The following is a 2,550-nucleotide window of genomic DNA, read 5'->3' as shown; positions in this document are numbered from 1 at the left end:
CCACACCACGGTGTGGCTGCTCACCGCGGTGTACAACGAGCCCCTGTCCTCACCTAACCTGATCTTATCTGAGCCTACCCGACCGGGGGCCGGGCGGGGGTCGCGCCGTCCGGCGCGGCCCCGGCCTTCGTCGTCCCGGCCCAACCCGCACGACACCAGGCCACCCAGCCCCGCCCGCGGGCCATCCACCGCCCCCACACCGGCGCAATCCCCGCAATCACCACGACTCCCGCCCACACCCCCGCCGGGCCGCGAGTGTCCGTCCGGCCCGCCACGCTCGGCGCCAACCCCGTCACCGCCCGTCGATGCGACTGTCGGACCGGCCGCGCATGATGGGGCCATGAAGGCTGCCGTCCTGTCCGGACCCCGCGAGCTGCGCGTCGACGAGGTGCCCGATCCGACCCTGCTCACCCCGACCGATGCGGTGGTCCGTATCACGGCGAGCTGCATCTGCGGGTCCGACCTGTGGCACTACCGCGGATTCACCGCCAAGCGGGGCCGCATCGGGCACGAGTTCGTCGGAGTGGTCGAGCAGGTGGGGTCCGAGGTCGAGACGGTGCGGCCCGGTGACCTGGTCATCGCGCCGTTCGTGATCTCCTGCGGCGTCTGCGCGCCCTGCCGCAGCGGCTGGCCCACGTCCTGCGTGCGCGGGGCGGGCTGGGCCGGCGACGACCGGGACGGCCATCCGGTCGACGGTGGCCAGGGGCAGTACGCCCGCGTCCCGCTCGCCGACGGCACCCTGGTGACCGCTCCGGTCGCGCCGGACGACCCGCGGATCCCCGCCCTGCTGTCGCTGTCCGACGTCATGGGCACGGGGCATCACGCGGCCCGGTCCGCCGGTGCCGGCCCGGGTGCCACCGTCGCCGTGGTCGGGGACGGCGCGGTCGGGCTGTGCGCGGTCCGCGCCGCCTCCCGGCTCGGGGCGGAGCGGGTGATCCTGCTGTCGACCCACGCCGACCGCGCCGACCTGGGCGTCCGGTTCGGCGCCACCGATGTGGTGGCCGCGCGCGGCGCGGACGCGGTCGCCGCGGTCCAGGAGCTCACCGACGGGATCGGGGTCGACGGGGCCTGCGAGTGCGTGGGCACGGCCGCCTCGTGGGACACCGCCCTCGATCTCGTCCGGCCCGGCGGGACGGTCGGCTGGGTCGGGGTCCCGCACGACGTCAAGGACGGGTTGCCGATCTGGAAGCTGTTCGGCCGCAACATCTCCGTGCGCGGCGGCGTGGCGCCGGCCCGCGCCTACCTGCCGGAGCTGCTGCCCGAGGTGCTCTCCGGCGCTCTCGATCCCGGGCCGATCTTCACCGAGACCGTCCCGCTCGACGACATCGCGGCCGGCTACCGCGCGATGGACGAGCGGCGGGCCGTCAAGGTGCTGGTCCGGCCGTGACGGCCCGGCCGGGTTGGCCGGGCCGGCGCTGCCGGAGTCCGGCCCCGCACCACCGAACCGGGCGCCGGCGCATCTAGGACCACCCCCGGGCGCTCTGTACGACCAGACCCCTACCCCACCGACCCGAAGGCGGCGACGCGATGGTGCCCAGCATTCCTCCGATCCCCGAGATCCCCGACACCGATCCACTGGGACCTCCCCTGTTCGGTACGGCCGCCCCCACGACGGGCCGGTTCATCGTGGTGTTCGCCGATGGGGCCGACGCCCGGTCGATGCTGACCGAGACGGCCGGTCTCCGGGAGGTCGCCGACTCGCGCGACTTCGCAGCCCAGGCCGTGGATTTCGCCCGCACCGAGGGGTCCGACGCGGTCTGGTTCGACAACCTGGGGGTCGCGGTCGTGTCGGCCGCGCCCGACCAGCTCGGCGCGCTGCGCACGGCCGAGACCGGCAGCGCGGCGATCGTCTCGGTCTCCCCCGAGCTGATCCATCACGTGCTGGCCGACGCCGGGTACCTCCAGGGCTACCGGGACGGGGTCACCGACCTGGCCGCCCGGCTCGGCACCACGGGCACCCCGGACGAGGCGGCTGCGGCCGCGCCCAAGCCGCCGTTCGCCGACAACGCCCAGTTCACCTGGGGCCTGCAGGCGACCGGCGCGGCCACCTCGCCGCAGTCCGGCGCCGGCATCAAGGTCGCCGTGCTGGACACCGGGTTCGACGTCGGGCACCCCGACTTCGCGGGCCGCGACGTCACCACGCAGTCGTTCGTCTCCGGCGAGACCGTGCAGGACGGCCACGGGCACGGCACCCACTGCATCGGCACCTCCTGCGGCTCCCGGACGCCGGGCTCCGGTCCGCGGTACGGGGTCGCCTACGGCGCGTCGATCTTCGCCGGGAAGGTGCTGGGCGACAACGGATCCGGCTCCGACGGCAACATCATCGCCGGCATCAACTGGGCGATCGAGAACCAGTGCCACATCGTGTCGATGTCACTGGGCGCGGACGTGGCGCAGGTGCACCCGCCGTACACGGTCGTCGGCAAGCGGGCGCTCGACGCCGGGACGCTGATCGTCGCCGCCGCCGGCAACAACGCGATGCGCACCGACCTGAACTTCGGGTTCGTCGGCACACCGGCGAACAGCCCGTACATTGTCGCTGTGGGTGCG

Annotated in this window: 2 protein-coding genes; both read left to right on the top strand. The window is 74.4% G+C overall.

Features of this window, described 5'->3' with window-relative positions; translation table 11 throughout:
* The first annotated feature begins 340 nt into the window (after positions 1-340).
* Positions 341-1,387, top strand: coding sequence for a zinc-binding dehydrogenase (locus ACOJUF_RS09755; protein WP_420121662.1), 1,047 nt, complete (start codon positions 341-343; stop codon positions 1,385-1,387).
* Positions 1,388-1,527: 140 nt separating this feature from the next.
* The coding region (locus ACOJUF_RS09750) for a S8 family serine peptidase (protein WP_420121661.1) at positions 1,528-2,550 on the top strand (1,023 nt) is incomplete at its 3' end.

Origin of the sequence: Nakamurella sp., from assembly GCF_048594475.1 — a bacterium.
GTDB lineage: Bacteria > Actinomycetota > Actinomycetes > Mycobacteriales > Nakamurellaceae > Nakamurella.
This window is presented reverse-complemented; position numbering and strand designations above follow the sequence as displayed.

What these genes read in the sequence shown, in the direction of transcription:
- ACOJUF_RS09755 (WP_420121662.1), top strand. Translation starts at nt 341, where the DNA reads ATGAAGGCTGCCGTCCTGTCCGGACCCCGCGAGCTGCGCGTCGACGAG.